This is a genomic window from Sphingobacterium sp. UBA6317 (genome assembly GCF_002440385.1).
Classification (GTDB): domain Bacteria; phylum Bacteroidota; class Bacteroidia; order Sphingobacteriales; family Sphingobacteriaceae; genus Sphingobacterium; species Sphingobacterium multivorum.
Window position 1 is genome coordinate 120,148 of record NZ_DJTD01000028.1, and the last position, 25,515, is coordinate 145,662.

Annotated in this window: 22 protein-coding genes; 11 read left to right on the plus strand and 11 right to left on the minus strand. The window is 40.1% G+C overall.

Translation table 11 applies throughout. The features are described 5' to 3' along the window. Window positions 1-29 precede the first annotated feature (29 nt). The 3 genes from metA (at window position 30) to B3E92_RS08590 (ending at window position 3,350) form a co-directional block, all read left to right on the plus strand. On the plus strand, window positions 30-971 hold the full coding sequence (gene metA / locus B3E92_RS08580) for a homoserine O-acetyltransferase MetA (RefSeq protein WP_112374108.1): 942 nt from the start codon (window positions 30-32) through the stop codon (window positions 969-971). A 60-nt stretch (window positions 972-1,031) separates the two neighbouring features. Continuing rightward, window positions 1,032-1,241 carry a hypothetical protein gene (locus B3E92_RS08585; RefSeq protein WP_046673330.1) on the plus strand — a complete coding sequence of 70 codons (210 nt, stop codon included), beginning with the start codon at window positions 1,032-1,034 and terminating at the stop codon, window positions 1,239-1,241. A 105-nt stretch (window positions 1,242-1,346) separates the two neighbouring features. Then, complete coding sequence (locus B3E92_RS08590; protein WP_046673331.1) at window positions 1,347-3,350, plus strand: M13 family metallopeptidase; 2,004 nt, start codon at window positions 1,347-1,349, stop codon at window positions 3,348-3,350. A 75-nt stretch (window positions 3,351-3,425) separates the two neighbouring features. Here the strand turns inward: B3E92_RS08590 and B3E92_RS08595 are convergent, their stop codons facing one another. The 6 genes from B3E92_RS08595 to B3E92_RS08620 all read right to left on the minus strand — a co-directional run bounded on the left by B3E92_RS08595 (window position 3,426) and on the right by B3E92_RS08620 (window position 8,853). Continuing rightward, window positions 3,426-4,640 carry an MFS transporter gene (locus B3E92_RS08595; RefSeq protein WP_112374110.1) on the minus strand — a complete coding sequence of 405 codons (1,215 nt, stop codon included), beginning with the start codon at window positions 4,638-4,640 and terminating at the stop codon, window positions 3,426-3,428. A gap of 121 nt (window positions 4,641-4,761) precedes the next feature. Continuing rightward, entirely contained in the window at window positions 4,762-5,721 is a 960-nt protein-coding gene (locus tag B3E92_RS08600; RefSeq protein ID WP_286896250.1) for a bifunctional metallophosphatase/5'-nucleotidase, read from the minus strand. Next, entirely contained in the window at window positions 5,699-6,460 is a 762-nt protein-coding gene (locus B3E92_RS08605; protein ID WP_286896253.1) for a 5'-nucleotidase C-terminal domain-containing protein, read from the minus strand. Before B3E92_RS08605 ends, B3E92_RS08600 begins: the two co-directional genes overlap by 23 nt. Before the next feature lie 145 nt (window positions 6,461-6,605). Then, window positions 6,606-7,673: an EamA family transporter gene (locus B3E92_RS08610; RefSeq protein ID WP_286896255.1), complete on the minus strand. Its 1,068-nt coding sequence runs from the start codon at window positions 7,671-7,673 to the stop codon at window positions 6,606-6,608. Between the two features lie 18 nt (window positions 7,674-7,691). Then, entirely contained in the window at window positions 7,692-8,165 is a 474-nt protein-coding gene (locus B3E92_RS08615) for an Lrp/AsnC family transcriptional regulator (protein ID WP_046673335.1), read from the minus strand. 184 nt (window positions 8,166-8,349) lie between these two features. After that, window positions 8,350-8,853: an FUSC family protein gene (locus tag B3E92_RS08620; RefSeq protein ID WP_046673336.1), complete on the minus strand. Its 504-nt coding sequence runs from the start codon at window positions 8,851-8,853 to the stop codon at window positions 8,350-8,352. A 210-nt stretch (window positions 8,854-9,063) separates the two neighbouring features. Between B3E92_RS08620 and B3E92_RS08625 the strand changes: the two genes are divergently transcribed. From B3E92_RS08625 to B3E92_RS08660, 8 genes are all read left to right on the plus strand, one after another. Beyond that, window positions 9,064-11,985: an FAD-binding and (Fe-S)-binding domain-containing protein gene (locus tag B3E92_RS08625; protein ID WP_286896257.1), complete on the plus strand. Its 2,922-nt coding sequence runs from the start codon at window positions 9,064-9,066 to the stop codon at window positions 11,983-11,985. A 93-nt stretch (window positions 11,986-12,078) separates the two neighbouring features. Then, complete coding sequence (locus tag B3E92_RS08630; protein ID WP_046673338.1) at window positions 12,079-12,729, plus strand: hypothetical protein; 651 nt, start codon at window positions 12,079-12,081, stop codon at window positions 12,727-12,729. A gap of 158 nt (window positions 12,730-12,887) precedes the next feature. Next, on the plus strand, window positions 12,888-14,102 hold the full coding sequence (locus tag B3E92_RS08635; RefSeq protein WP_286896258.1) for a DUF763 domain-containing protein: 1,215 nt from the start codon (window positions 12,888-12,890) through the stop codon (window positions 14,100-14,102). A gap of 84 nt (window positions 14,103-14,186) precedes the next feature. Beyond that, window positions 14,187-14,588 (plus strand): hypothetical protein, encoded by a 402-nt coding sequence (locus B3E92_RS08640; protein WP_286896260.1) that lies wholly within the window; start codon window positions 14,187-14,189, stop codon window positions 14,586-14,588. 178 nt (window positions 14,589-14,766) lie between these two features. After that, a complete protein-coding gene (locus tag B3E92_RS08645; RefSeq protein WP_046673341.1) occupies window positions 14,767-15,849 on the plus strand; it encodes an efflux RND transporter periplasmic adaptor subunit in 1,083 nt (360 codons plus the stop codon). A 21-nt stretch (window positions 15,850-15,870) separates the two neighbouring features. Beyond that, the gene (locus tag B3E92_RS08650) at window positions 15,871-19,035 is read left to right on the plus strand and encodes an efflux RND transporter permease subunit (RefSeq protein ID WP_286896262.1); all 3,165 of its coding nucleotides are present in this window, start codon (window positions 15,871-15,873) and stop codon (window positions 19,033-19,035) included. Continuing rightward, a complete protein-coding gene (locus B3E92_RS08655) occupies window positions 19,028-20,467 on the plus strand; it encodes a TolC family protein (RefSeq protein WP_046673343.1) in 1,440 nt (479 codons plus the stop codon). The genes B3E92_RS08650 and B3E92_RS08655 overlap by 8 nt, the downstream gene beginning before the upstream one ends. A gap of 125 nt (window positions 20,468-20,592) precedes the next feature. Next, entirely contained in the window at window positions 20,593-21,279 is a 687-nt protein-coding gene (locus B3E92_RS08660; protein WP_046673344.1) for a Bax inhibitor-1/YccA family protein, read from the plus strand. Window positions 21,280-21,358: 79 nt separating this feature from the next. Here B3E92_RS08660 and B3E92_RS08665 read toward each other — a convergent pair whose 3' ends face one another. From B3E92_RS08665 to B3E92_RS08685, 5 genes are all read right to left on the minus strand, one after another. Continuing rightward, complete coding sequence (locus B3E92_RS08665; protein WP_286896264.1) at window positions 21,359-21,871, minus strand: SRPBCC family protein; 513 nt, start codon at window positions 21,869-21,871, stop codon at window positions 21,359-21,361. 139 nt (window positions 21,872-22,010) lie between these two features. Beyond that, on the minus strand, window positions 22,011-22,451 hold the full coding sequence (locus B3E92_RS08670) for a carboxymuconolactone decarboxylase family protein (RefSeq protein ID WP_046673345.1): 441 nt from the start codon (window positions 22,449-22,451) through the stop codon (window positions 22,011-22,013). Window positions 22,452-22,575: 124 nt separating this feature from the next. Next, on the minus strand, window positions 22,576-22,941 hold the full coding sequence (locus B3E92_RS08675) for a glyoxalase (protein ID WP_070564049.1): 366 nt from the start codon (window positions 22,939-22,941) through the stop codon (window positions 22,576-22,578). Between the two features lie 22 nt (window positions 22,942-22,963). Continuing rightward, a complete protein-coding gene (gene glsA / locus B3E92_RS08680; RefSeq protein ID WP_286896266.1) occupies window positions 22,964-23,995 on the minus strand; it encodes a glutaminase A in 1,032 nt (343 codons plus the stop codon). 102 nt (window positions 23,996-24,097) lie between these two features. Further along, window positions 24,098-25,489 carry a hypothetical protein gene (locus tag B3E92_RS08685; protein ID WP_070564513.1) on the minus strand — a complete coding sequence of 464 codons (1,392 nt, stop codon included), beginning with the start codon at window positions 25,487-25,489 and terminating at the stop codon, window positions 24,098-24,100. Window positions 25,490-25,515 lie beyond the last annotated feature (26 nt).

The following is a 25,515-nucleotide window of genomic DNA, read 5'->3' on the forward strand; positions in this document are numbered from 1 at the left end:
CATGCTAATTGTATAAGGAGAAATTATCTATGCCGGTCAAACTTCCTAATAACCTTCCTGCCATTGAGCTGTTGAAAAAGGAGAATATATTTGTCATGAGTGATTTAAGAGCAAATGAGCAGGATATCAGACCGCTTCGTGTTTTGGTACTGAACTTAATGCCGCTTAAAATTACGACAGAGACAGATTTTATTCGTTTGCTGTCAAATAATCCTTTGCAGGTGGAAATGGAATTTTTGCGACTTGAAACGCATGTTTCAAAGAATACCCCCGAAGAGCATTTGGAAATGTTTTACAAGAGCTTGACCGAGGTTAAGGAGAATTTCTACGACGGAATGATTATTACGGGGGCTCCAGTTGAAATGGTTGCTTTTGAGGAAGTGACCTACTGGGATGAAATTCAGACCATCTTCGACTGGGCAAGGACCCATGTAACATCAAGTTTGTATATCTGTTGGGCGTCTCAAGCTGCATTGTATCATTTCTATGGTGTAGAGAAGAAGCCATTAACGGAAAAACTTTTTGGTGTATTTAAGCACACTGCGTTAAACAAAAGACATCCTTTATTCCGTGGATTTGACGATGAGTTCTTTATACCACACAGTCGCCATACAACAATTGAGAAGGATGATCTCCTGGTAAAAGAGGGTTTAGAAATTCTTTCAGAATCGCCAGAAGCCGGTATTGCTATCGTTTCTTCACGCGGGGGACGCGAGTTTTATTTGACGGGACATTCAGAATATGCTCCTTTTACACTGGATGAAGAGTATAAAAGAGACTTAGAAAAAGGGCAGGAGATTGCTATGCCGGCAAATTATTATGTTGATGACAACCCCGAAAATCGCCCTCTGGTGCGCTGGACAAGTCATGCGAATCTTCTTTTCAATAATTGGTTGAATTACTTTGTGTATCAAGAAACTCCTTTTGATCTAAAAGACGTGGTTTATTTAGGCGAAATCAAACAAGGATAATTTAATTCCTTCAAACAAAAACAGCTAAAAGAGTATTCTATTCATATGAAGTGATTAAATATGAAAAAGACTGCTTTAATAGTTTGTCCTGTTTTTTCAGTTTTTTTATTGAAAGCACAGGTTACCCTGGAAGAGAATCAAAAGCTTAAAGAAGCGAATGGGACGTTATGGTATGCTAATCCGTGGATTTGGATTGCCGGTGTCGCACTGTTTCTACTGATTTTTATCCTTGTACTACGTAAATCAACACGCAATAAAACCAAGACTTAATTATCCCCATTAATTTTAGTTGCGATTAGAATCCCAATTGTTGCATTAACAATAGAAGAACTTTGCTTAAGTTTGTATATAGCGATAGACAAACTAAATTTTTATATGAAGAAAAATCTACTTTTAGCAGCTTTGTTGACCTGCGGCTCATTGGCGGGCCAAGCGCAAAACAACGCAATCAATGTGAGTTACATGGACAAGAGTGTTCGTCCTCAAGATGACTTTTATAATTTTGTGAATGGACACTGGATGAAAACAGTCAAAATACCCTCTGATAAAGCACGTTGGGGTTCTTTCGACGAATTGCGTGAAAACACCGATATTGCTACGTTGAAGGTCTTGCAAGAATCGCTAACTGGACAATTCCAAAAGGGTACAGACAATCAGAAGATAGGTGATTTGTATAAATCATTTGTGGATATGAAAACACGTAATAAACTTGGTTTAGAGCCTGTTAAACCTTATCTTGCTAAAATTGCAGCAATTAAAAATTTTGATGATTTATACAACTATCTTGTTGAGGTAGCACCGATTGGTGGAAATCCTTTTTTTAGTGGCTATGTATATGCGCATCTTAAAAATTCCGATGTTAATACAGTATACCTCGGCGGAGGAAGTCTGGGGCTTGGACGTTCTTATTATCAAGTAAAAGATAAGAAGAACGAAGAAACGTTAACGGATTATTCAAATTATATTTCTGCACTTTATGCTAAATCAGGCCAAATTACGAAGGATTTAAAAGGTCCAAAAATTGTCGCCTTTGAAAAGCAGCTGGCGGCAAACCTTAAAACCGTTGAGCAATCACGCGATGCAAATGGGCGATATAATCCGATCGCTGTAGCCGATCTAAAAAAGATTGTGAAAAACGTCGATATTGCAAAGTACCTAAAGGATGTCGGTTTTAAGGCTGATACTGTTATTGTACCGGAAATAAAGTATTACGAAAATTTGGATCGAGTTTTCAACCCTGAAAATCTACCGGTGATCAAAGAGCTATTGACATTTCATATTTTAAATAATGCTGCGTCATATACTACACAGGAGTTAAATGATCTGTATTTTGATTTCTGGGGTCGTAAGTTAAAAGGACAAAAGGAGCAGCGTGCTCTGGACAAGCGCGGTGTGGAATTTGTCAATTCGATCGCAGGTGAGTTATTAGGGAAATTGTATGTGAAAGAAAACTTCCCTCCAAAGGCCAAAGCTGAAGCGGAAGAGCTTGTAAGCTACCTCGTTAAATCTTTCGGGCAGCATATCAAGGGATTGACTTGGATGTCGGATGAAACGAAAGTAAAGGCATTGGACAAACTGACTAAGTTTAAAGTTAAAATTGGTTACCCGGATAAATGGAAAGATTTTAGCAAACTTGATGTTGGGACATCGTTGTATGAAAATGTATTAGCTTCGAGTAAATGGGCATTTTACCAGAATTTGGCGAAACAAGATAAGCCAGTGGACAAATCTGAATGGGGGATGACTCCACAGACTGTGAACGCTTACTATAGTCCACTGTTTAATGAGATTGTCTTTCCAGCAGCGATTCTTCAGCCGCCATTCTATGATTATAAAGCTGATGCTGCAGTTAATTTCGGCGGTATTGGTGCGGTAATTGGTCACGAACTTTCGCACGGATTTGACGACCAGGGTGCGAAATACGATGGGAATGGAAACCTGAACAATTGGTGGAGCGACAGTGATAAGGCGAAATTTGAAGCAGCGGCTGATGCTTTGGTACGTCAGTTTGAGTCCTACGAACCTGTACCAGGTGTTTTTGTGAACGGTCGCTTTACATTAGGGGAGAATATTGGGGATTTAGGTGGTTCATCAGTGGCTTTTGATGCATTGCAACTTTATCTGAACGATAAGGGAAATCCTGGATTAATAGATGGTTTTACACAGGACCAGCGCTTTTTCCTTTCCTGGGCAACGATTTGGAGAACGAAAACTACCGATGAGTTTGTGGTCAATCAAGTAAAAACTGATCCACATTCTCCAGCACAGTACCGTGCTTTTGCCCCAATCATTAACCTAGATGCTTTCCATAAGGCTTGGGATACAAAGAACGGCGACAAAATGTTTGTTCCGGTCGATAAACGTATCAAAATTTGGTAGATTTCAGGCATGTTTAATGAAAAACGGGTGTATCTCACATGAGCATACACCCGTTTTTCATTTCTCAAGTGTAGGTTACTTCATCCATCTCAGAACCAAGTAGAATCCGATCGCCGTAGCAGATAAGGTTAATGCGGTTGCCCACCATAAGGTTGTAAAACCGAAGGAATCGACAATGCTAGTCCCTAAAAGCGGCGAAAATATATTTGCAGCTGAAAATGCCAACGAATTGAACCCCATGTATGCTCCTTGTGTTTTAGGTGTCGAACGGTTAACAGAAACCGTTGCCATAAAGGGTAGTGTCAGCATCTCGCCAAGGCCGAAGATAAAGAATGTGAAATATAACCACCCGAGTCCACCTGAAAAATTTAACATGGCATAAGAGCTGGCACATAAAAATGTTCCAAAGACGAGCGTGCTTATAAGCGAGAATCTTTTTTCAGCTATATGGACAATGAACATCTCCAGTAATACGATAACGAATCCACTCCAGCCGAGTAGAAATCCGATTTGGTGATCATTCAAATGGTGAACTTCTCGGTAGAAAATAGGTAACGTTGTGATCAACTGAAAGAAACAGAATGAGAAAATGCAACAAAAGATATTGAATAAGACAAAAGGCAGGTCGGTATAGGGATTTCGTGTCTTTTGAGGTAATTCGTTTTCAGCAGTAATCTCTTTTTTAGATTTAATATCGCTTCTTTTTTCTCGTTTATGAAAAAAGACAAAGAAAATCACTGCAGCGCAAAGGACGGCAAAAGAATTTCCATAAAAGATCCAATTGAATGAGATGGTGGCCAAAAATCCAGCCACCGCCGGGCCGATTGAAAATCCCAGATTTATGGCAAGACGATTCAATGAAAAGGCGCGCGTGATATTTTCGGGTTTAGCGTAACTTGCCACTGACACGGAGTTTGCAGGTCTGAAGGCATCAAAGATTAAGCTTAACGTAAAAATCATGATGGATAAGGACTGTACCTCTTTGAAATGTGGGATCAGTAAGAATAAAGGGGCCGCCAATACCAGACTTCCGAACTGAACCTTGAAGCTGCCAATCCGGTCAGTCAGCCAGCCACCAATATAGGAACCACAAACGGAGCCGAATCCATAACTCATCAATACCACACCGACCTGTTTAATGTCAAAATGTAGAACCTGGGTCATGTAGAGGCCAAGAAAGGGAATCACCATACTTCCCATTCTATTAATGAGCATCACTATGGCAAGTAGCCATGCGGCTTGAGACAGTCCCTTAAAGGAGTCGAGGTAAATCGATAAAATTCTTTTCATTGAATGACGAATCAGCGTGTATAGACCGTATAAGTTTTTACTTCATACGTCTTCTTATAGTATTGGTAAAAAAAATGCCAAATTGATTAGTCAACTTGGCATTTGTTAAAATTAGATTATATTATGCCAACATGGACTCCGGAATTGTCGGATTGACCTGATAGGTACTTGCGACCATTTGTTTCTTGTCAGACCCTGGTTCCATAATAAAGTCAATACGTCCTAGATTAATTCCAGCAAAACCGACTTGATTCACAACGGTCTTTGTTCCTTTTAAATTTGTAACCAGTGTTGGTTCATTTAAGAAGGTGTGCGTATGTCCTCCGATAATGAGATCAATGTCTGAGGTTTTGGCGGCAAGGATCAGATCCGACACCTTGTCGTTTTCATATTGATAGCCCAAATGCGATAAACAGATGACCAAATCACATTTGTGTTTTTCTTTCAATGTGCGGACCACCTTGTTGGAAGCTTCAATAGGATCCAAATATTTCATTCCCCTGAAGTTATTGGGGTCAACCAATCCCTCAATATCTACCCCTAGTCCAAACACGCCTATTTTTATTCCACCTTTATGGAATATGGTATAATCTTGGGTTCTGCCCTCCAATACGGTTCCTTTGAAGTCGTAATTTGCCGTTAAGAACGGAAATTTAGCGTGATCCAGGTACTTTACAAGACCGTCAAGACCATTGTCAAATTCATGATTTCCAAATGTCCCGGCATCATAACCTAACTTTGTCATGAGGTCAAGTTCAAGTTTTCCTCCAAAAAGATTAAAATAGGGGGTACCTTGAAACATATCGCCTGCATCGAGTAATAGAAGATGTTCTTCTTCTTTGCGGATTTTATTGATCAATGTACTTCGGCGCGCAACACCAGCCAATCCCTGATATTTCCCGCCGTCCATTGGAAACGGTTCAATACGGCTATGAACATCGTTGGTATGTAAAATTGTAAGTTTTACCTTTTTGCTCTTCGCGTCGACTTGAAAAGGAAGTGATCCCAAAGCAACTGCAGCAGAAAATCCACCAACTTGCTTGATAAAAGATCTTCGGTTAATTGATTTTAATTCTTCCATCTAATTCTGCATTTACTTTTTTGCCTTCTTTTGTTAATTCGCTCACATATTCAATCAAACCTTCACGCATGCGTTGCGGATAATTAGCCCGGGATACAGGTTGTGTCAACAGGCTGAGGTTGTCCCCACCATTGGCAAGATAATCATAGGTCACTAATTTATATAACTTATTGTCTTCAATAGCTTGACCTTTGATCTTTATGTCCTGAGCTTTGTTGCCCGTAATTGTCAACGTCATTCCGGCTATAGGTTGTCCATGTGTTGTAGCAATATAGTCAGCAAGCTGACGAATCTGACTACCTTTGAGCTCGAGTATCGTCAATGTATTCTCAAAGGGCATAACCTCAAAAATATGTCCTACAGTAATATCGCCTGCTTTAAGATCATTTCGGATCCCACCTTTTGTTGCGAACGCCAAATCCGCAGGGTTATGGGCATTGTGTTCACTCATCCACAACAAGGCTTCACAAAAAAAATTGCCCATTAATGTTTCCGCTGTTTTCTCTTTTGTCAATGCCTTGTCCGCATGCCCAATCACACGATTCATCTCCGCTTCCATTTTGTGTTTGAAGGGTTCGTACATTGACACGACTGCAGGATCAGCTTGCATATCGCTATTGATATGATATTGTTGGAAATCTTTTTGCGTTGGATGGAGTTGTTTTGTACAACCTGTAACCATCAAAAGCGAAGCGACACCAAGGCTACCAATAAAGGCAATTTGCTTCGAAATATTCATTCTTTTTAATTTAACCAAATACTACGCAAAGTTAGCCAATTATATATGAACAAATCTTATCCAATGTTAGCTAATTTTTAAAAACAACAAAAGCTTAATATTGTTACACATTAAGCTTTGCCCATATAATTAGAAAAATAACAACCTAATGAACTAATTCCGTCTCAGGAATATGTTTGTTGTCCGTTTGGGGATCCGCTGCTATCAAACGCTCTAAACTATTCTCCTGCTGAAGGATCTTTTTCCTTTTGCTGCGCGAGGACAGCTTGGTACGATATGCTTTCCAGTTCATTAATAGGACCGAGAATAGAATAACCGCTAGTCCAACAATTTGCAATGAGGTCACCACATGCGAAGTAAAAAAATGACTTAATATAAGTGCAATAATTGGGTTCACATAAGCATAGGTACTTACTTCCATTGCTGGACGTACCTGCAATAACCAAATATACGAGCTAAAAGCAAGGATGGAACCAAATGTGATTAAATACCCCAAGTTAAACCAGTCAATAGGTGCTACACTGCTCAGTGTAAATGATGCATATTCACCGGTAAATAGCGCCGTGATATTAAAGAGAACACCTGCGGTAACCATTTGCCAAGCAGTCTTCACCATAACATGCAGGTCCTCTTTTTCTTCTTTTTCGGATTTTTTAAAATACTTGGAAATCAATGAACCTACAGTCCAAGCGATAGAACCCAATACTAAGATAGACAGGGCAATCACCTTAAGGGTACCGTCTGTGTTATCATTGGTTGCCATGATCTGTTCGGCAAACAGCATCACAACACCACAGAAACCTAATGCTACACCAGCAACCGTGCTAATGCTGCTAAAGTTTTCTTTCCATTTGGGTCTGTCCAATAAAATAAACCAGATTGCCGCGGCTGCAGCAATAATAGCAGCAACACCACCAGATACATACTGCTCCGCCCAGATAACCCCGGCCATATCCACAAAGAGCAATAAAAAACCTACGATTGCGGCCTCTTGAATAGAACGCTTGTTAAATAATTTATATCCCTTTATAGCACAATATGTCATTAGAATTGCACTGGCTGCAACAAATCGAAACGAACCCAAAATAAATGGGGGGAAACTATGCAACGCTTTTTCTATAAAGAAAAAGGTCGAGCCCCATACCACATAAATAATGAAATAAGCAACTACAACCATTAATGGGCTAGCAGCCTTTTTTTGTCCTTGCAACATGATTAAACCTCCTTTCTATTACTCGGGTATAACAACCTGCTGATCTTCCTTGACCGTCTGAAGTACAATTGTTGTCCGCGTTGAAATAATACCTTCCACTTTACTTAAGGTATTTCGCATGAGATCCACTAAACCTGTAGAATCCGCAGTTCTTACTTTAATAAGGTAACCATCGTCACCTGCAATGTCGTGTACCTCTTGAACTTCAGGGATTTCCGCAAGTGCCAACCCTACACCCTGTTCGCCAATAATATCATTGGCTTTGATAAAAATAAACGATAAAAGTTTCTGATCGACCGCGGCAGGATTGATCTTGGCACTATACTTTAAAATCACATCTTTTTGCTCGAGCTTCTTTACGCGCTCGAGGATCGCCGATGGTGCCATGCCTAATTCTCTTGCGATGTCAGCATTGTTGATCCGTCCATTATCCTGCATTAAGCGCAAGATTTTATAGTCGACCTGGTCTAAATTATATTCTACTTTTGTCATTTCGACTGCAAAGATAGGTAAAAAAGTATAAAATTCAAAATTGTATATAAAATTCTGAATATAATTCTGAGTGATCGGAAATTTGAGTGAATTTTATTCTTATTTATCACAAAGAAATCTTGACCATTTGGGCTATGGTACTGAAGGTAAGTATATTGCCTTTTAGAGAGGTTAGGCCTATAACTCAACAATTGTACCTTTTTCTTAATTTCAGAATAATATTACTTGTTGACAGGATGACGCCCAATCCAATCAGACAACCTAAACAGACACAGCCAAAGCGATCCAAGGCGGCGAAGTAGGAGCGACTTTGCTGTTCATGAAGGTAGACGATAATTAGCGCAACCATAGAAGTCCGTGCTACAGCCATAATATTGAGTAGCTTGCATGTAATCAATGACGCAACAATACCGATAATCATGGCATAGAGTTGCGAAATGGGAACGAAATATAGACTGAGACCAATTGCTGATCCTATAAAGTTGGATTTAGCCCGGTCGATGGCTATTTTTTTCGACTCATTCTCTTGCGGTGAAATGACCAATATAATGGAAATTAGTGTCCAGGAAACCGAATATTGGGGAAAGGATACGAAAAGGGGATAACCTATAAGGAAGCCAATCAATACCCGGATGGTGTATATAATAAAATCAGAATGCAGCGTATAGCGAAGGAATAGATTACGCATATAAGATATGAATCGTTAATTTAAATGATGTAGCGCCACAAAAATACGTGCATTGTCGGAAGGAACGAAATAAAATTGACTTTTATGGTAATTTGTTTGATTTTGCGTTTTTATGCGTTTTTTGTTTTTGATTTGGGTATTTCTTGCAATCTTCTCTTTTTCCGATGGATAAATTTGACTAAATTTGTTTCATACATAAATGCAGATTAAGTGAAAGATCAAAATCAATTAGCCTTATTAGCGTCTCAACTCAAAGGGGAGCTCTATTATACTCATGAAACGAAGGACCAAACGATGTTGCTTGCCTATTCGACAGATGCATCTGTTTATCAAGAAAAACCCTTGGCCGTAGCCATACCCGTCGATCATGATGATATCAAAAAAATAATTGATTTTGCGCGGCACAACGGTGTCACAATCATACCACGTACCGCCGGCACTTCTTTAGCTGGTCAGGTAGTAGGCAATGGCATTATCATGGATATTTCTCGTCATTTTAACCATATACTTGAACTTAATGTCGACGAGCAGTGGGTTCGGGTACAACCTGGTGTGATCCGTGACGACTTGAATAATTATCTTAAACCGTTCGGACTGATGTTTGGCCCTGAAACTTCGACTGCAAGCCGTGCTATGGTAGGTGGAATGATTGGCAATAACTCTTCGGGTCTGCATTCGATTGTTTGGGGCGATACACGACACAATTTGATTTCGGCCAATGTACTTTTGGACGACTGTTCTGAAGTGACCTTTGAAGCAGTTGATGAAGCAGCCTATTTTAAGAAATTATTATTAGCTGGTCGTGAGGGGGATATCTACCGTAATATGAATGCATTATTGACAGACCCCGAGCATTTAAGCGCCATTGAAGCGGGCTATCCAAAACGATCTATCACGCGCAGAAATACCGGTTATGCTTTGGATATCCTTGCCGATCGCTCGACACCTTTCAATATGTGTAATTTGTTGGCAGGGTCCGAAGGAACGCTGGCTATTGTTACAGAAGCGAAACTCAAACTGATGCCCTTACCACCGCAGGAACTAGGCTTACTTTGTGTTCATTTTGCTGATATGGTAGAGTGTATGCACGGTAATGTGGTAGCCTTAGCGCACAAGCCGGAAGCATCCGAATTGGTAGATAAATACATCATGGACTTTACGGTTGGGCATCCAACTTATAAGTATAATCGTTTTTTTATTGAGGGTGATCCCCAGGCTTTATTAATTGTTGAGTTTAGGGGGCAGACAGCCGCTGAAACAGAGGCAAAAGCGATGGCTCTGAAAGCGGACCTTGTAGCCCGCGGGCTTGGTTATGCTTATCCCTACATTACGGGTATTGAACAGACCAATTTGGTTTGGGATGTACGCAAGGCAGGACTGGGGCTAATTCGCAATTTACCCGGGGATAGTCAACCTGTAAATTTGATTGAAGATTGTGCGGTGTCGCCTGAAGATTTACCTGCTTACGTGCGTGATATCCAAAAACTTTTGGTGGAAGAGGGCGTGCATGCATCCTATTATGCGCACGCGGGAGCCGGGGAACTACATATTGAGCCCTTTGTGAATTTGAAAACAGCAGCAGGGAAGCGTACATTTCGTTCAATCCTCGAAAAAACCAGCGACCTTGTATTAAAATATAACGGTTCACTGAGTGGTGAACACGGTGATGGTCGTCTGCGCGGCGAATTTATCGGCAAAGTGCTTGGTGAAAAAGTCTACAAATTGCTTGAAGATGTAAAATATATCTTTGATCCACAGGGCGTTTTTAATGCAAATAAAATTGTCAACACGCCGCCAATGGATGCTCATTTACGTTATGACAACGATAGCAACCGAACGGAAATAAAGACCTATTTCGATTTTTCTAAAGATGAGTCTATTCTTCGGTTGGCGGAGAAGTGTTCTGGTTCGGGAGATTGCCGAAAGACTGAAATTACTGGTGGAACAATGTGCCCTTCATTCATGGCTACGCGCGATGAAAAAGATACGACACGGGCGCGGGCAAATATGTTGCGTCAGTTTTTAACGAATTCCCCAAAGAAAAATCGTTTCGATCATGAGGAGATCAAAGAGGTCATGGATCTCTGTTTAAGCTGCAAAGGCTGTAAAACGGAGTGTCCTTCCAGTGTGGATGTGGCCAAAATGAAAGCCGAATTTTTGCAGCACTATTATGATGAGCATGGTGCGGGATTTAGAACAAAATTAATCGCTAATTTCACCCAGTCACAGAAATTCGGATCGTGGGTTGCGCCCATTTACAATTTTGTGGTCAAAAATGATTTCTTGTCAGGAGTAGTCAAAAAAACAGTAGGATTTGCGCCAAAGCGTTCCTTACCTACAGTCAATGGAACGACTTTAACCCAATGGGTAAAAAAACAAGCAGTGGCAAGTGATAGTAAGCGTCGGGTTTACCTTTTTTCGGATGAATTTACCGAATATAATGATGCGGAGATCGGCATTACAGCATATAAGTTGCTGACTGCCTTGGGGTATGAAGTAGTCATTCCAAAACATGTGCAAAGCGGGCGGACTTATCTTTCTAAAGGCTTTGTGAAAAAAGCAAAGGAGATTGCGAATCAAAATATCCATTTCTTAAAGGGACTAATTACGGATGATACGCCACTTTTAGGCGTTGAACCCTCCGGGATAATTACATTTCGAGATGAGTATTTAAGTTTAGTCGATGATGATTTACGTGTTGACGCACAAAAAATAGCCAAAAACGCGCTGATGATTGACGAATTTCTGTTGAATGAAATGAAAGCGGGACGTATTCATTCAGAACAGTTTACGTCGGAAACGAAAAAGGTAAAGCTTCATGGCCACTGTTATCAAAAGGCTTTTCATCTCGTTACTGTTACGGAACAGGTCCTATCATTTCCGACGAACTTTAGCGTAGAAACAATTCCTTCGGGTTGTTGTGGTATGGCAGGATCATTTGGTTATGAGGCTGAACATTATGATATCTCGATGAAAGTAGCCGAATTGGTTTTATTACCAACCATACGCGAAACAGAACCTGGTACTTTAATTGCCGCAGCGGGTACTTCTTGCAGACATCAGATTAAAGATGGTGTAGGAAGAAAATCTTATCATCCTGTGGAAATTTTATACGATGCTTTATTGAAATAAAATAAAAACATTGCTAATAGTTGTTTGTTATCAGTAATAATGGTAATATTATAAGAGCAATATTCATTAATAACTGATAACAAACAATTCAATATGTACAAGATTCAATCTATAGCATTTCTTGCGACCGCTACGGTGCTGATGGCTAGTTGCGGAAATTCCAATCAAAAGAAAACTGATGGAAGTGATACAACAACGGTGAACAAAATTGAAGGTGTAAAAATCGAGCAATTTACGAATGGTTCACCGGGCGCAGAAAAGAAGAACTTTTTTCTACGTATTACAGATGAAATTAAAACGGATTCAAGCCGTATTTATATCACAAAATCTCTTTACAAACAGGATACTGTAGGAGCGAAGTTTGAGGTTGTAGATTTTATACCCGCAGGTATAATAGATGGCCAACCGAGTGATGAAGTCGGCTTTACCAAAGGTAAGATTAGAATCTCGTCGTCGGGTCAACAGTCTGACAATTTAATTAAAGCATTAGGTGATTTATTTCAAATAGCTACCACTGATTCTTTTACAAAAGATGTAATTCTTCCAAATGTGTTTTCATCCAATAAGGTGAATGCTGATTTGTCCAAAAAAACAGCGTACAGCTTTAAACTATTTTTGGACAATAAAAAAGCTGCTCCAGCAGAGCTCTTCTTTAATGTAGACACCTATAAGCATTCGATCGAGTTTTCGGAGAAAGATCCTTCGTTCCGGGCTGGATTATTGTCAGCGTTGACCGGTAAATAGTGAAGCTGTGACTTGTGCCGCTACTTCGATGCGCTCTAAGTTATATGCTCAGATGTAGTGTATAGATTGATCATAAAATAAAAACGGCTAGAAGCTATCTAGCCGTTTTTATTTTATCTAAAAAAGAGATAGATTTGTACTAATATATTTAGTTTGAAATGAAACGATCCGGAACCGCAGATCTCCCATTACACTATGGAAAAGTACCAGCGTGGCTTTACGAACGTATGGCTTTGCTAGGTCGCTCTATTGTTGAAGTAATATTAATGGATTATGGTAAAGGCGAGGTTTTGAGAAGACTGGCGGATCCCCGCTGGTTTCAAAGCTTTGGTGCTGTTCTCGGCATGGATTGGCATTCTTCAGGGATCACAACGGCTGTTATGGGGGCATTAAAACGCGCTATTAATCCAGATGCAAAGTCGTTGGGACTTTATATCTGTGGGGGTAAAGGCAAGCTCTCTATGCAGACCCCACAGGAACTACTTCGGCTTTCGAACGAAATGGGACTAGATGGCAACGACTTGATTCGCAGCAGTAAGCTTGTTGCTAAAGTGGATAACACCGCTATTCAGGATGGTTACCAATTATATCTCCACAATTTTATCGTGACAGATAATGGCAATTGGTCGGTCGTGCAGCAAGGTATGCATGAAAAGGATGGAACTGCCCGTCGTTACCATTGGCATTCTGAAAAGGTAAAATCGTTTGTTGAAGAACCACATGCGGGTATCAGTGGTCCTTCACAAGGTATAATCCTCAACTTGACAGCTGCAGAAGCGGCGGCCAATAGAACAGGTATTATGACGATAGTAACGGAGGATTCAACTCAAGTGATGCAAGACTTCGCCAAACTTATTATGCCATCCCATCACGATGTCCGTGCTTCGGACGTTGACTTGAAGAGGCTAGGAGCAATGTTGTACGTGGCCCGAGAAAGTCAACCAAGCCATTTTGAAGACTTATTGCTTTTAAAAGGAGTTGGGCCCCGTACGTTACAGTCATTGGCTTTAGTCAGTGAGGTAATCCACGGTGCGCCTTCACGTTTCAATGACCCGGCTCGATTTTCCTTCGCTCATGGCGGGAAAGATGGGCATCCTTTTCCAGTACCTTTAACCATTTACGATGAAAGTATTCAAATTTTGCAAAAAGGTATTGAAAAATCTAAACTGGGTTACGGTGAAAAATTAAAATCGATTAACAAGTTGCACCAGATTGTCTTGGATAGCGAAAAAGATTTTCAGCCACAGTTTGATATTCAACAAATTATAGCAGAAGAACGGCGAGATTCTTGGAAATATGGTGGCAGAACAGTCTTCGGAGATGCAGAACCTTTGAGAACAAATGGTCGGGGTTTGCAATTGTCACTTTTCTAGCGGAAATCTACGAATTGTAATTGTTTTGTTAAAATGTGTTAAAGATCGTTAAAATTAGTTGTACGCTAGTATATTTGCTCCGCAATGAAAGCGGTTGTTACGATATTCTTATTCTTATGCTTCTTATTTATCAGAAGCAGTAATAGCCATGCCGTGCTCATTGAATCCGACCGACCAACTGTTAGTTTTATGTATCAGCATAATCATGCTGATGTACAGCAGTATATTGACGCATCAGTTGACCACATCGATCCGCTATTTTACGGTAATATTCACAGTGATAATCCAGTTATCGAGGAATTTGATGCCGAAAATTTTCAACTGACCAAGGATTTGCAGATGACATCCCAATTTGTTGCGCTGCTACTTTTTGCAATTGTCCTTTTTGTTTTCGTTTTTCGATTTGCAAAGAAGATACCTTTTTGCAATTTCATAGCCTATCTTTTCCCTCAAAGATACGTTCTTCAACAAAACTGGAGAATTTAAAATATACCCTTCGAAATTTCATATGCTTTGGTGGATATCCTAAGGGACGCTCCGCTCAGTCGTAATCGATTTGTACAATCTATGAACAAGTCGGAACGACCATAAACCAAAGTAGAGGTCATTTCACCAACCAAGACAACAAACAATCAAACTTATTTTTTTAATTAGACGCTTACAAATGAAAAGAGTATTTATGCTCGCTAGTTTGGCTATTACCTTATGCCAAATCGGGTGTACTTCCAAAAAGGAAGAAAAGGAAGAAAAAGAGAAATTTACAGCGACCTCTCCGGTGCAAATGGACACAACTATCCGTAAGGACTTTGTTTCCCAGATTAGGTCTTTCCGAAATATTGAGCTTCGGGCTCAGGAGAAGGGCTATCTCGAGCAGATTTTCGTAGATGAAGGACAATTTGTCCATAAAGGGCAATTACTTTTTCGGATTATGCCGAAGATGTATGAGGCCGAATACCGTAAATCTTCGGCAGAAGTTAATGTAGCCGAAATTGAAGTTCAAAATACAAAAACGCTTGCCGATAAAAATGTCGTATCGCCCAATGAACTCGCGATGGCTAAAGCAAAACTTGAGCAAGCCAAAGCTGAGGCTGCTATTGCAAAATTACATCTCTCCTTTACAGAAATCAGGGCACCTTTTGACGGAACCATTGATCGGATTCCATTGAAATTGGGAAGTTTGGTGGATGAAGGTGAATTATTGACAAGTCTGTCCGACAACAGTGAGATGCTGGTTTATTTCAATGTCTCCGAACCTGAATATTTAAGTTATCAAACTAACGTGAGTAAACGTGGAGATACTCATGTCGGCTTGTTGCTTGCCAATAATGAGTTGTTCGCTCAAAATGGTCTTGTGGAGACCATAGAAAGTGAGTTCAACAGTGAGACGGGAAATATTGCTTTTCGAGCGAAATTTCCCAATCCAAACCGTCTATTAAAACATGGCGAGAGCGGCAAGGTGGTGATGAACTTTCCGCTGAAACAGGTTTTAATTATTCCACAGAAAGCGACATACGAAATGCAGGACCGTAAATATGTGTATGTAATCGATAAGGAGGGCAAATTAAAAGCCCGTCATATCACCATTGGTAACTCCCTACCAGATCTGTATGTGGTAACGAGCGGACTTCAAAAAGATGATAAGTTTTTGTTGGATGGTATTCAGAAAGCGAAAGAGGATGATAAAATCAGCTACAGCTTTGTGCAACCTAAAGACGCCATCTCAAATTTGAAGTTAAAAACAGAATAGATCCCTTACAGTTAAATTACTATGTTTAGTCGTTTTATAAATAGACCAGTACTTTCGATCGTGATATCACTGATCATTGTGTTCTTGGGTGTGCTTGCTATGGTACAGCTTCCTGTAACACAATTTCCATCAATATCGCCACCGAAGGTGAACATCACTGCCGAGTATCCTGGAGCCAATGGTGAGTTGATGATTAAATCAGTTATCATTCCGCTGGAACGGGCGATCAATGGGGTTCCTGGAATGAAATACATGGCTTCCGATGCCGGTAATGACGGGGAAGCAAGTATTCAGGTCGTATTCAACCTAGGAACGGATCCGAATCAGGCTTCTTTAAATGTACAGAACCGCGTAGCCTCTGTGGTTAACAAGCTTCCGCCAATTGTCGTCCGTGAAGGGGTGAAGATTACACGTGAAGAATCCAATATGTTAATGTACATCAATCTCTATAGTAAAGACAAGGAGCTTGATGGAAATTTTATGTATAACTATGCGGACATGAATATTGTCTCCGAATTACGTCGGGTAGACGGTGTCGGGGTGGCAAATATTCTTGGAACACGCGAATTAGCGATGCGTATTTGGTTGAAACCTGATCGTATGACAGCCTACAAGATTTCTGCAGAAGAGGTGATGAAAGCCTTATCCGAGCAAAGTTTGGAAGCTTCACCAGGTAAAGCCGGGGAGTCGTCTGGTATGACCTCCCAGTCTTTTGAATATGTATTGAAATACCCGGGGCGTTTTACAACTACGGAAGGTTATGGCAATATCGTTTTACGTGCGGGTGAAAATGGTGAAATGTTACGTTTAAAAGATGTTGCGGAAATCAAATTCGGTTCGGCGATGTACGATATCTACTCTACACTGAATGGAAAACCATCTGCAGCGATTGTCTTAAAACAATCTTATGGAAGTAATGCTTCTCAGGTAATTCAAGACGTTAAAAGCAAAATGAAGGAATTGAAAGCTTCCTTTCCGAAAGGGCTGGATTACGAAATTAGCTATGATGTATCAAAATTCTTGGATGCATCCATGGAAAAAGTAGTCCATACTTTATTGGAAGCATTTGTGCTTGTTGCTATTGTCGTTTTTCTATTCTTAGGAGATTGGCGTTCGACATTGATTCCAACCATTGCAGTACCGGTTTCCTTGGTGGGATCGTTTTTGTTCATGCAGTTTTTTGGAATTACCATCAACTTGATCACATTGTTTGCACTGGTGCTTGCCATAGGTGTGGTTGTGGACGATGCGATTGTGGTTATTGAGGCTGTCCATGCTAAAATGGAAGAGCTTCATATTTCGGCCTATAAGGCGACCAAAAAAGCGATGCACGAAATCAGTGGTGCCATTGTTGCGATCACATTCCTTATGGCGGCGGTTTTTATTCCGGTTGCCTTTATGTCTGGCCCCGTAGGGATATTCTATAGGCAGTTTTCCATTACCATGGCTACTTCCATCATCTTATCGGGTGTTGTGGCATTGACACTCACTCCGGCTTTATGTGCGATTATGCTGAAGAATAACCATGGAAAGGCAAGAAAAAAGTCCATTATCGATAAATTCCTGGATTCTTTCAACAGAATGTTTGATAAGATGTCCAACAAATATGTTTACTTGTTGAAGGGCATAGTGGATAAGCGCGTTTTTACATTTTTAGTATTAATTGGTTTTTGTATTGGCGCATATTTTTTGAATAATGCTGTTCCTGCAGGTTTTATCCCCAATGAAGATCAGGGGATGATCTATGCTATTATTCAAACGCCGCCAGGATCGACATTGGAACGGACCAATCTAGCGGCCCAGACATTGCAAAAAGAAGCTGAAGACATTGATGGTGTACAATCGGTATCTTCATTGGCTGGTTATGAAATCCTGACTGAAGGAACCGGGGCAAATACAGGTACTTGTTTGATCAACTTGAAAAGCTGGGAAGAACGTAAAGAATCCTCGCAGGAGATCATAGAGCAACTGGAGGCCGCTGCCAAAAATATCCCAGGAGCGTCTATCGAGTTTTTCCAACCGCCGGCCGTACCGGGCTATGGTGCTGCGGGTGGATTTGAGCTTCGTCTTCTGGACAAAGCAGGTTCTGGCGACTACAAGAAAATGGAAACGGTAAGTAAGGATTTTGTGCGTGAATTGAACAAAAGGCCTGAATTATCGTCTGTATTTACCTTCTATAGTGCAAGTTTTCCGCAGTATATGTTGCATATCGATAATGATCTCGCGCAACAGAAGGGTGTTACCATTGATAATGCACTGAATACGCTTTCGACTTTGGTGGGCAGTAATTACGAAACGAATTTCATTAAGTATGACCGTCAATATAAAGTTATGGTTCAGGCTTTGCCGCAATACAGGGCTTTGCCGGAAGATATCTTAAAACTATATGTGAAGAATGATAAAGACGAAATGGTACCATTTTCAGCATTTATGCATATGGAAAAGGTTTACGGTCTTTCTGAGATCACCCGGCACAATATGTATATGGCATCTGAAATTTCGGGCTCTGCCGCACCAGGTTATAGCAGTGGTGAAGCAATTCAGGTGATTAATGAAGTCGCTGCCAAGACCTTACCACGAGGCTATGGCATTGATTGGGCTGGTATTTCCAAAGATCAGGTAGGTCGTGGAAATCAGGCAATTTATATCTTCTTAATTTGTCTCGGTTTCGTTTACTTGATACTTTCCGCTCAATATGAGAGCTTTATTATGCCCTTTGCGGTGTTGCTTTCTTTACCAATCGGAATCTTTGGGGCATTTCTACTATTGAAGTTATTGGGATTGGAAAACAATATTTACGCGCAGGTAGCTTTGGTCATGCTTATCGGTCTACTTGGTAAAAATGCCGTGTTGATTGTTGAGTTTGCCGCTCAACGGCATTCGCAGGGATTGAGTATCATTGAGGCTGCCTTGGACGGTGCAAAAGTAAGGTTTAGACCTATTTTGATGACATCATTTGCTTTTATCGCCGGGTTGATTCCCTTAGTTATGGCTTCAGGCCCAGGTGCAATTGGAAACCGTACGATCGGTACAGCGGCAGCGGGAGGTATGTTGTTTGGGACGTTTTTTGGTATTGTGGTGATACCGGGCTTATACTTTATCTTCGGGACTATTGCCTCCAAACGCAAGCTTATTAAACACGAAGATGAAAATCCATTAACTGAAGAACTTGATAATAATGACTAATCGCAGAAAAATACAATGGGTCATTGCATTTTCGCTTTCAGCAGCAGTGACGGGATGTAAGGTTCCGAAAGCGACACAAATACAGGAGAATAAATTCGTTCCGAAGCAGTATACAGATGTAGCTCAATCAGATACAACGAATTCAGCGTCGGTTAAGTGGCGTGAATTTTTTACGGATCCAAATTTAGTTGTATTGATCGATACAGCGTTGAAAAACAATCAGGAGCTGAATGTTACTTTGCAGGAGTTGGCGATCGCAAAGAATGATATTCTTTTACGAAAAGGAGCATTGAAACCCACTGTTGGTTTACGTGCCGGAGGTGGTGTTGAAAAAGTTGGACGATACACCAGTCAGGGGGCCGGTGATGCCAGTACAGAAATTGCCCCTGGAAAGGAAATGCCGGATCCACTAGGAGATTTGACCATTGGTGCGTATGCCAGTTGGGAAATAGATGTTTGGAAAAAACTGAAGGACTCCGAACAAGCAGCACTGAACCGTTATCTTGCTACGGTAGAAGGGAAAAATTTTGTCTTAAGTAGCCTTATTGCCGAAGTTGCCCGTTCGTATTATGAATTATTGGCATTGGACAATCAGTTGGCTATTATCAAACAAAATATCGAGCTTCAGGACAATGCGCTTGCGGTAATCCGATTGCAGAAACAGGCTGCTCGTGTAACAGAACTGGCGGTTCAAAAGTTTGAAGCCGAAGTGTTGAAGACCAAAGGTATGGAATTTGAGACGCGGCAACAGATCAAAGAAACTGAAAACCGTATTAATTTTCTATTGGGACGTTTCCCACAAGAGATCAAACGTGACAAAAGCAATTTTGTCGATCTGATCCCGGCGAAAGTTCAGACAGGTATACCGAGCCAACTACTAAGCAATAGACCTGATATTCGTGAGGCCGAGTATGAGCTCGCTGCCGCGAAGTTGGACGTACAGATCGCGCGGAAAGAGTTTTATCCTTCTTTGGAGATTTCGGCTGCTCTGGGTTTACAGGCATTCAAGCCTTCTTATCTATTTAAGATGCCTGAATCAGTTTTGTATAATCTAATAGGGGAGCTTGCAGCACCTTTGATCAACAAAAATGGGCTTAAAGCGGAATTTAATACAGCCAACGCGAAACAAATACAGGCGGTATATAATTACGAGAAGACCATTCTGAATGCTTACTTAGAAGTCTCTACACAACTTTCTAATATTGAAAACCTCGGGCGCAGCTACGATTTCAAAACAAAAGAAGTTGAGGTCCTGAATAATTCCGTGTCTGTGTCAAATGATCTCTTTAAATCAGCGAGGGCAGACTATATGGAGGTTTTAATGACACAACGCGATGTACTGGATTCAAAACTTGAATTGATAGAAACAAAGAAGCAGCAGCTCAATGCTGTTGTCAATATCTATAAAGATTTGGGAGGAGGCTGGAAATAAGTTGTTTGTTTGAATGGACCCCGCTAGGCGGGGTTCTTTTTTTATAAGCCTATGCAAACTTCTTTCTTGTGAAAATAGAATAAATACTTATTTTTAATCCTTATTTAATCTATTGTATTTGTTTTATGGAATCACAAGAGTATATTCTTATCAATGATGACGCTGAAAGGGGCGTTTTTTATAAAAAAACCTATCTTCATGTTGCGCTTTCGATTTTAGCATTTATCGTTTTGGAAACTTTGCTGATCAAATTGATCCCTTATGATTTTATCGTTTGGATGGTTAGCGGAAAATTTATTTGGTTGTTCTTATTGGGATGTTTTTGGTTGGGCTCCACACTTTCATCAAGATGGACACTTTCGCAAAGCCGTCAAACCCAATATTTAGGCCTAGCATTCTATATTGTACTGGAGGCAATCATCTTCCTGCCGATGATTTTTATGGCGGTATTTATGACCGAAGGAATTAGTGTCATTTATCAGGCAAGTATAATGACTTTGGCCTTGTTTACCGGCCTTACTGTCGTTGCATTTGTATCCAATAAAGATTTTTCATTTCTCAGAAATATCCTGGTGATTGGAGGCTTCTTATCTTTGGGGGCAATTGTTGCTGGAGCTATTTTTGGTTTTGAACTTGGATTATGGTTCTCGGTTGCCATGATTGCACTTGCTTCTGGAAGCATACTCTATCAAACTCAAAATCTGAAGTATAGTTACGGCAACGAACAATATGTAGGGGCAGCCTTGCAGCTGTTTTCATCAATCATGTTGCTGTTCTGGTACATTCTACGAATTTTAATGCGCAGAAGATAAATTTTGTTCCTTTTAAAAATGAGAAAAAGTGGTTAAAGTAAAGTTTATTTTAACCACTTTTTTTTGCATTGTATAGTCGCTATTCTAGTCTATTTTTTAAGTTTTTCAGACCCTGATCGAAGTCTTTATTCATATTCATAAATAAGTTCATAAAGTTCCATGGATAGGGCGATTTTCCTGAAATTCCCCAGGTCACCAAAGTTTGATTAGGCGAGATCTCTTTTAAGATGAAATAACCCTTGGCTGATTCACCCATACCGAAATCGAGGGCCGTTTCAATTGTTTCGCCCTCGACGATTTTTGTAATGGTCTGTGAACCTTTACCGACTTTCTTACCATCCCAGCTGGATTTATAGCCGACTTGACCATCTACACCCTGTTCAGTTTTTTTCATTTGCGGGTCTGATAGTTGCCATACACCAAAGTTATCTTGGTTCTTAAGCATTTTCACGTAGTTGAACACTTCCTGCTTTGGCTTATTGATTGTTATCTCACTCTGGGCCGAGAAGTCTTTACTGACGAAGATTGCAGTAATTAAGGGAATAGCGATGATGATCGCCAAAACAATTAGGATTTTTTTTAGGATTTTCATAATCATGCATTCATATTGGTTTTCCTAATAAAGATAAAGGATAATCGGGATTTTTATTGGAAAAAACAGGAATATATTTAGCAATGAAAAAAGCCTCTTCCAATATTGAAAGAGGCTTTTTTGTAATCAAAGCGTAGCACTACTTTAATAGTTCTAAATGGGTGCTGATGCCAATTCTATTCCACGCATTTATGGTAATGATCGCCATAATAATCTGTGCAATCTCCTTTTCTTCAAATATTTCTTTTGCTTTTTGAAAAGTGCTTTCTGTCAAACCCTTTTGATGTATCAATGTGATCTCCTCTGTCATCTCCAACAAAATCTGTTCTTCCTTAGTGAATAGATCCGTTTCCCGCCAGGCATTTAATAAAAATATCCGTTGTGGCGTTTCACCATACTTCAGCGCATCCTTCGTGTGCATATCTAAGCAAAAGGCGCAACCGTTGATCTGTGAAGCACGTATTTTTATGAGTTCCTTTTGAATTGGATTTAAAAAAATATCATTGAGATAGGTTTCCAATCCCATCATCGCCTTATAGGCCGTTGCATCTACTTTTGCAATATTCAATCGTGTGTTCATTGTTTTAAGTTTTGATAAGACAAAGTTGCGATTAGTATACGCTAAAAAAATTAAACTGGTTTAAGAATGGAAATTTTACGTATGAAGACAAGCCTCCATTCAATCGATATACAGCGATAGTAGCCTAGTTTGATACAATCAGGTAATAGTTGTCGGGGTCACGCAGGATAAATTGATCCTTTAGCGAGTTCTCATTGTAATGTATATCTTTCTCTATGAATGCATTTAACAAAGTAGCGTTTTCGAAGATTTGCTGTAAATTGTCTACTCTAAAGAATAAAATAAATCCATTCCCAGCATGTTTTTGATCTTGCATAGTAGGGTGGTCGTGCTCACCCCATTTGTGTAAACAGAGAATGACAGTCCCGTTATCCGTGAGAATTTCAAATGTTTCGCCGCCATGTTGACTGGTACAGCCCAAAAGCTTTTGGTAGAATAGCGAGCTTTTGGAGACGCTCTTTACAGCAATTATGGGTTCTGTTCGTGTCATATGATTTTGAAAGGTTGAAAATCTAATTAAAGAGGCCCAGCGATTTCTCTTTTACCAAGTCCAATATCATGCGATATGCTGCAACAGAGTTGCCATGTTGATCCAATGCTGGACTGTAGGCCCCTATACCCATTTTATTCTGTACACTTACTGTGATTCCGCCACCAACGCCCGATTTACTTGGAAGTCCGACAGTTCTGGCATATTCGCCACTAAATTCGTACATCCCTGCAATGAGCATTTGTGATTGAACTAGCTGAGATAGATCTGGGTTATAGTATTGCTTATTTCCATCATAGCGCACGCAATGATGGGCAAAAAAGAAACCTATTTTAGCCAGATCCTCCGCAGTTATCTCAATGGAGCACTGCTTAAAATAATTATTGAGTTTGTCTTCACCTTCACCATCAATGAGTCCATTGTTGCGCATCAGGTAGAACATGCCTCTGTTTCGATTTCCAGTCTCCCGTTCCGAATGGTATACAGATCTACTGTAATCGATTTTTTCATTATTCGTTATAAAGCGAATCATATCCCGTATTTTAACAAAAGGTTCCTCACCTGTTCCTTTAATAAGCGATGTCGTTAAAATGGCGCCGGCGTTCATCATCGGATTGAGCGGTTTACCCGATGTTTCCAAATTCGCAAAATGATTGAAGGGTTTATCTGTTCCATAGTACCCCATTTTATTAAAAACAACTTCCTCGCCATTTTCCAATACAGCAACCATCAAGGAAACAATTTTTGAAATACTCTGAATTGTAAATCTTTGTTGTACATCTCCGATACTAACGATTGTTCCATCACTATTTACCACTGAAAGTGCGACAGATGCTGCATTGGCTTTACTTAATTCCGGGATGTAATCAGCCACTTTACCTTCTTTGAATGATTGCCTATTTTTATCCAATATTTTATCCAATAGCGCTTTATCAATGATCGCGCTCTTAGTACTGCGCTGGTTTTGAATGTTGTTTTGAGCAAACGATACAGTAATTGATCCGGAACATATCAAACCTATAATACAGGCTACCAACCTGACATTTTTTCTCATTTTTTCAGTATTTGTTTGTTCCAAAGATAGGGAACAGTGTATTAAAAGAAAAGAGGTGCCAAATAAGTAACATTTTAGCACCTCCATCTAGTAGGTCATCCTTTAGGCTGCATTTGGAGCTGGATCAACATTCCAACCGGAAAGTATACCGCCATAGAAAAAGAAGGTGACGTAAAAATTCTTTTTGCTCACCTGATCAGTAACCAGGTATTTTTGAGTTACATCGTATGCATCTATTTTTTTATATTTTGATAATGCTATCGGGCTGGCAGCAGGATTTTCTGAGCGTACCAAATCTTGTATCTTTTGGTTGATTAATTTCATAATACCTTCTTTTTTGAAAGGATTATTTTCGATTTTCACATGTGCCGAATGGGTTAAAGTTCCATTATTTTGCGCTTTTTTAGCTTTCGCAGCAGCTGTATAGTTTTTAAATTTTTCCCTTATCTGTGGATCTTTTAAGCTATGGATGGTAAAAATAGAAATTCCCTGCGCACCATTATTTAGCGCCTCATCCATATCGGCAAATATTTCTTCATTATTTTTAGCCATCAATCCACAATATAGCGTCGTATTTGCTCCTTTATCGCGCACATTTTCTAATGTACAATCTCTAATAAAGCTTGGATCTTCTGTATAAAAATTGCTGTATACCATCGGAAAAACAACATCCAAATTCCACTTACCCCAATCTTGGCGCACCATACGAGAAGCCATTTTGGGAGTCGGAAATGGGGATGCAGCCATTGTTTTACCATGGGAGTGAACGATGTCTGCAATCATATTGGCGATATCGGTTATCTGATCGCAACGAAATTGGCGCCATTTTAGATCTTTCGATGGATCTTTTTGTGCTCTCGGATCATAACCATACTGTTTCTTGAACTTCGCTATTGCAATTGGATGGTAACCGTAATCCCAAGCTGGGTATTCACGATCTTGAACAATATTGTATTTAGGCCAAAGGGTTGTAGGGAGGACAACATCCACGTAGCGATTATAGTCAATAGAAATCCCCTCCAATCCCTCGACTTCACAATAGGATTCGATTTTTTTACGGATATACTCTTTTACTCCGGGCACAACAGGTGACAAGAATTTATAATAACCAACGTATGCAGTGGTATCTGCCAGACTTTTACCATTTCGATTGACGCTGAACCAATCCGGATGTTCTTGGAGTATTTTATCCCTGTCATGTTCCAAGTTCATCGTCCAAAGCCACGCGATAACTTGGATGCCATATTTTTTTGCAATGGGAATTGCTACCCGATACTCGTCTGGACTGGCGGCATTTAACATTACGCCATCGATTCCTAAATAATTCATCTCACGGCAAATTGAATCAAAGTTTGTTTTGGCGTTGTAATCTAGCCAAGTCCAAAACATGGCGGGTTTTTCTTTGTCAGCAGCGTGGCTTGTGGTTATTGAAAAACCCTGAATGATCAGGAGAAGCAGGCAAATAAAACATGTCTTGATTAATTTTTCTTTCATAATATTTATCGATTCTAAAAACTGCA

What these genes read in the sequence shown, in the direction of transcription:
- metA (WP_112374108.1), top strand. Translation starts at nt 30, where the DNA reads ATGCCGGTCAAACTTCCTAATAACCTTCCTGCCATTGAGCTGTTGAAA.
- B3E92_RS08585 (WP_046673330.1), top strand. Translation starts at nt 1,032, where the DNA reads ATGAAAAAGACTGCTTTAATAGTTTGTCCTGTTTTTTCAGTTTTTTTA.
- B3E92_RS08590 (WP_046673331.1), top strand. Translation starts at nt 1,347, where the DNA reads ATGAAGAAAAATCTACTTTTAGCAGCTTTGTTGACCTGCGGCTCATTG.
- B3E92_RS08595 (WP_112374110.1), bottom strand. Translation starts at nt 4,640, where the DNA reads ATGAAAAGAATTTTATCGATTTACCTCGACTCCTTTAAGGGACTGTCT.
- B3E92_RS08600 (WP_286896250.1), bottom strand. Translation starts at nt 5,721, where the DNA reads ATGGAAGAATTAAAATCAATTAACCGAAGATCTTTTATCAAGCAAGTT.
- B3E92_RS08605 (WP_286896253.1), bottom strand. Translation starts at nt 6,460, where the DNA reads ATGAATATTTCGAAGCAAATTGCCTTTATTGGTAGCCTTGGTGTCGCT.
- B3E92_RS08610 (WP_286896255.1), bottom strand. Translation starts at nt 7,673, where the DNA reads ATGTTGCAAGGACAAAAAAAGGCTGCTAGCCCATTAATGGTTGTAGTT.
- B3E92_RS08615 (WP_046673335.1), bottom strand. Translation starts at nt 8,165, where the DNA reads ATGACAAAAGTAGAATATAATTTAGACCAGGTCGACTATAAAATCTTG.
- B3E92_RS08620 (WP_046673336.1), bottom strand. Translation starts at nt 8,853, where the DNA reads ATGCGTAATCTATTCCTTCGCTATACGCTGCATTCTGATTTTATTATA.
- B3E92_RS08630 (WP_046673338.1), top strand. Translation starts at nt 12,079, where the DNA reads ATGTACAAGATTCAATCTATAGCATTTCTTGCGACCGCTACGGTGCTG.
- B3E92_RS08635 (WP_286896258.1), top strand. Translation starts at nt 12,888, where the DNA reads ATGAAACGATCCGGAACCGCAGATCTCCCATTACACTATGGAAAAGTA.
- B3E92_RS08640 (WP_286896260.1), top strand. Translation starts at nt 14,187, where the DNA reads ATGAAAGCGGTTGTTACGATATTCTTATTCTTATGCTTCTTATTTATC.
- B3E92_RS08645 (WP_046673341.1), top strand. Translation starts at nt 14,767, where the DNA reads ATGAAAAGAGTATTTATGCTCGCTAGTTTGGCTATTACCTTATGCCAA.
- B3E92_RS08650 (WP_286896262.1), top strand. Translation starts at nt 15,871, where the DNA reads ATGTTTAGTCGTTTTATAAATAGACCAGTACTTTCGATCGTGATATCA.
- B3E92_RS08655 (WP_046673343.1), top strand. Translation starts at nt 19,028, where the DNA reads ATGACTAATCGCAGAAAAATACAATGGGTCATTGCATTTTCGCTTTCA.
- B3E92_RS08660 (WP_046673344.1), top strand. Translation starts at nt 20,593, where the DNA reads ATGGAATCACAAGAGTATATTCTTATCAATGATGACGCTGAAAGGGGC.
- B3E92_RS08665 (WP_286896264.1), bottom strand. Translation starts at nt 21,871, where the DNA reads ATGAAAATCCTAAAAAAAATCCTAATTGTTTTGGCGATCATCATCGCT.
- B3E92_RS08670 (WP_046673345.1), bottom strand. Translation starts at nt 22,451, where the DNA reads ATGAACACACGATTGAATATTGCAAAAGTAGATGCAACGGCCTATAAG.
- B3E92_RS08675 (WP_070564049.1), bottom strand. Translation starts at nt 22,941, where the DNA reads ATGACACGAACAGAACCCATAATTGCTGTAAAGAGCGTCTCCAAAAGC.
- glsA (WP_286896266.1), bottom strand. Translation starts at nt 23,995, where the DNA reads ATGAGAAAAAATGTCAGGTTGGTAGCCTGTATTATAGGTTTGATATGT.
- B3E92_RS08685 (WP_070564513.1), bottom strand. Translation starts at nt 25,489, where the DNA reads ATGAAAGAAAAATTAATCAAGACATGTTTTATTTGCCTGCTTCTCCTG.